The 4,009-nt window shown below is 42.8% G+C and carries 4 protein-coding genes; all 4 read right to left on the minus strand.

What is annotated here, in order from left to right; genetic code table 11:
• Window positions 1-61 precede the first annotated feature (61 nt).
• Window positions 62-463, minus strand: coding sequence for a hypothetical protein (locus tag ACFILA_RS09175; protein ID WP_375661081.1), 402 nt, complete (start codon window positions 461-463; stop codon window positions 62-64).
• On the minus strand, window positions 460-1,224 hold the full coding sequence (locus tag ACFILA_RS09180; RefSeq protein ID WP_375661082.1) for a hypothetical protein: 765 nt from the start codon (window positions 1,222-1,224) through the stop codon (window positions 460-462). The genes ACFILA_RS09175 and ACFILA_RS09180 overlap by 4 nt, the downstream gene beginning before the upstream one ends.
• Before the next feature lie 3 nt (window positions 1,225-1,227).
• Window positions 1,228-1,641 carry a hypothetical protein gene (locus tag ACFILA_RS09185; protein WP_375661083.1) on the minus strand — a complete coding sequence of 138 codons (414 nt, stop codon included), beginning with the start codon at window positions 1,639-1,641 and terminating at the stop codon, window positions 1,228-1,230.
• Window positions 1,638-4,009 (minus strand): hemagglutinin repeat-containing protein (locus ACFILA_RS09190; protein WP_375661084.1); only part of this gene is annotated, 2,372 nt, incomplete at its 5' end. The genes ACFILA_RS09190 and ACFILA_RS09185, both read right to left, overlap by 4 nt.

Below are 4,009 nucleotides of genomic sequence, written 5' to 3' on the forward strand. Positions count from 1 at the left end.
AGCTCATCAACCTGGTGCTTTATTTGGTGTAAATTCAAGGCTTTCTCTGCTGAAGCAAGACTTAAGGCTGGCATTCAGGTGCATTTTTATACTTTTTACAAAAAGGGCTGTTCAAACGCTTCTTGACACTGCGCTGTGGTATGACAGCACCTGGACGACAAATCGGCAAGTTTTTCTCTTTAAAAGTATAACACCAGTTACCTCTCCCTTTATAGTGGAATCCTGCTTGGATCATGCAAGCATAAGTTGTTGCTTTAGCATTAATGCTCTGCTGTTGGTTTTCTGGAAAAACATCATAAGGCGTTGGCATACCACATTCTAACAAGGCTTTTCCTACCTCAGTAAAATCAGTAACACTATTTTTCTCCCACATACTCAAATACCCTGGAGGAGGCTTATCGATGTTACATCCAGCTACACTAACCAAAACTATTCCGCTTAATAATTTCAAGATTTGTTTCATTTTTTCCTCCCTGAATATTTTGAATAAATTGGCGTACGATTAGGTGAACCATAGCGCGATGTACACGCATAACCTGCATGACCATAACAAGCATGAACACTGGGGTAGCCCTTAAATATTTGCCCTCTCTCTTTCCAGGGACCACTTCCAGGAGGTATTTGCTCAAAAGTGTAAGGATTTTTGCCAATCTTTGTACCCACAAAGTCATTTTTATGATTTTCCAAGTTTACATAATCCTGCTTTCCATCACTTAAGATATATAACGTATCTGCCATGTTTTGAGTATTATAAGCTGGTCCAAAGAAATTAATCGTTGTTTTCTTTGCTATACCATGAACACCATGCTTTTCTAAATCATGCGATCCATTGCCCGCTGTCATACTGCCGCGGCTATGCGCATCAGTATGCAATCCTATATTGCCAAGGCTATACAACAGATTCTGGTACTTCTTCGTCGAATTGGTCAAAATACCCAACTTACCTTCTAGAGCATACTGATACCCTGCAATGAACAAATCTACCAAGCGCGAATCGCTATGAGGGAACATCAGAAAATAGTGTGGATCATTCTTGTTATCAGCCAACTGAACCGCATTATGGGCTGCGTCATCTGGTGTTGTAAAAATACCATTGAGAAAAACATGAACCTTGCCATCAGAACCTTTTTGTAAATTCTGTTGTTCTTCATCCGTTAAATAATGTGCGTGAGGAAACAATCCCGCCGTTCCAAGCAAAGGCAAGGATAGGGGATTGTTGATCATCACTTAAGGCTTGCATTCAGATGCATTTTTATACCTTTTACAAAACGGGCTGTTTAAGCGCTTTTCGACACTTCTCTTCGGGATGACAGCACCAGGCTGACAAATGGGCAAGTTTTCGGCTTTATAGTTTTGACACCAAGTTCCTCCCCATTTATCTTTATAGTGGAATCCTGCTTGAACCATACAGGCATCAATTGTTGCCCATCCATTATTGTTTACCTCTTTATTTTCTGAATCAGGATCGATAAGACTCGGCATTCCACATTCTAATAAGGCTTTTCCTACCTCAGTAGAATCTGCTCCTGGCTTCTCCCACATATTCACGTACCCTGGAGCAGGTTTGTCAATGTTTTCAATGTCACATCCAGCTATACTTAATAAAACTATCCCACTCAATAATTTAAACAGTGTATTCATTTTTTTCTCCATAAATAACCTAAACCTAAATTATCCAAAATTGCATGAGGTGCATAAATTTTTGTATTATCATTATGATGTGTTCCATAATCACGTTCACACGCATCACCCGCATTACCATAACACCTATGGGTACTAGATTTAAAGCCGCGTAACGCTCGCATTTGCTCTATCATTGGAGTTGCTGGTGGAAATATTGCATAAGGGAACCTTAAGGGTGCCTTATAAAAAGTAGGTAGATTGTGACCAATTCCTGTACCAATGGGATCGAATATATGGTTTTGTAAATAAATATGATCTTTTTTACCATCACTCACATAATAGAGTGCATTCGCTATTGATTGAGAGTTATCAGCTGGTCCAAAAAGATAGATATCTGTTTTTTCTGCTATACCGTGAATGCCATGCTGTTCAAAGTCACGCATTCCATTGCCCACTGTCAAGCTACCACGGCTATGCGCACTAACAATCGCCCCTGTATTACCATAACGATAGACAAAATCTTGTAACTTCTTGGTCGAATTACTCCATTTCCCAAAATACTCATAAATCGCTACTCCGATCTCTACGAGCCTGTCTTTAGCTTGTGGGTGGTATGTAAAATAAAGGGGTTCATGCTCATTATCAGCTAACTGAACCGCATTACGCGCTGCTTCATCTGGTGTGTTAAAAATACCATTATAGAACATACGCCTGTTGCCATCAGAGCCAGCTTGTAAATACTGCTCATCTTCAGCATTTAAAAAGTGATACAGAGTAATATATTCTCCATCGCTGTCTTTTATAGGTTCTCCATTTTCATCGGTTAAATAGAGTACTTTGCCATTTTCATCATGCGCAATCTCACCTACTGGATGCTCTTTAACATTTGCGACTTCGCGCACTTTGTCCCAGTATCCCAATCCTTCATCCGATAAATCATTGATCATATCTACGCGATTATGAACGATCCCCTCAAGCGATGTGGCGTCCACCGGTGCAACGGCTTGGTGGGCTGTAGCGGTGTTGCGGTTGAGAGAGCCAATGACTTGTCCAGCATCTTGCCCCATCGCCCTCTGTCCAGTTGTATCAGTAAGAATGATAGTCCCATCGCTGATAGCAGATTTGGTTTCCCCTTCTGCTGCATCCTTGGCTTTGCCGTGATTTAAAACATTCTTGGCAATGTTCTTTATCGTATCATTCCCAGAAATGCTAAACCCATGGCTGCTGGCTTTAGCATGGGCACTGTTGTTGATATCACTGGTGCTAATGCTTCCAGTGGTCAGGCTGTTTTTATCTGCCGGCGCGGTGCTGGCAATGATGCCTCCGGTCAGCGTTGTTTTGTCTTTAACTATGATATTAAAGCCGCCATCACCCGCTTTGATGCCTGATTGCTCCACAACACTATGATAATCACTAGAGGATTTATCCTTTTGGAAAGAGGCGCTCATGGAGCCCCCACCACCCGTTTGTCCAGCACCAAACCCAACAGAAACAGAGTTTTGCTTACTGGAAGTTTGTCCCGTATCACTGCGGCTGGTAATGGCAAAATCACCCCCTACTTCCATTTCTACACGCTCTCCAGAAACCACGGCGCCTGCCAATGTGGTGTTTGCCCCACTCGTGGTATGAACGGTGCCGGTGCCTATAATATGGCTGTTTTTGTGTTGAACTTCCTCACTGGAACCTTCCCCTTGACTAAAAGCAGCACTGCCCGTTGCCCCTGCGCCACCCGTGCCATAACCGGTGCCAACACTCATTGAAGCACTTTCACTGCTGTTTTGTGTGCTTTGCGTGTTTTGTGCACTTTCAAAGATGATATCTTCACCTGCTTCCATGGTGATATTTCCGCTCTGTGCATCATTTTCCAGCACATAGATTGGATTGGTACCAGCGATAATATCAGCGCCAACACCATGAATGCTGCCTTTGTGGGCTTGCATGTTAACAGCGCGTCCGCCTTCTATGCTATCTGTCACCGCTGTGGAGACTTGAGAAGAGGCTTCTGTTTTCTCAGTTTTAAAGCCCACGGTTACACTGCCAGATGCGCCAGCCAGATTGGCAAGAGCATCCTTGGTGGAGCCCCCCACCCCTCCTAATGAGCTACTCAGTCCTTTGGTTGTGTTCCCCTTTTCCCCCGTATTGCCAGTCAGCCAATTAATAAAGTTCTCTCCTTTATTAAAGAGGTGATTGATTTTCATGCCAGTCAGTATGCCATTAATAACTGTATTGTTACCATCCTTATTATTCATGTGATCTGCGGCATCTTTTAGTCCTTGTACCGTGCCAAGGACACCGATATCAACGGAAGTTGTCACACCAGCAAAAGACTTTTCATGCTTTTCTTTTGCGTTAGAGGTATCATAGCTTTCTGATAGGGTAATATTAT

It is taken from the genome of Bartonella sp. CL71SXKL, assembly GCF_042194935.1.
Classification (GTDB): domain Bacteria; phylum Pseudomonadota; class Alphaproteobacteria; order Rhizobiales; family Rhizobiaceae; genus Bartonella.

Coding starts and splice junctions, on each gene's coding strand:
- ACFILA_RS09175 (WP_375661081.1), bottom strand. CDS start 463: ATGAAACAAATCTTGAAATTATTAAGCGGAATAGTTTTGGTTAGTGTA.
- ACFILA_RS09180 (WP_375661082.1), bottom strand. CDS start 1,224: ATGATCAACAATCCCCTATCCTTGCCTTTGCTTGGAACGGCGGGATTG.
- ACFILA_RS09185 (WP_375661083.1), bottom strand. CDS start 1,641: ATGAATACACTGTTTAAATTATTGAGTGGGATAGTTTTATTAAGTATA.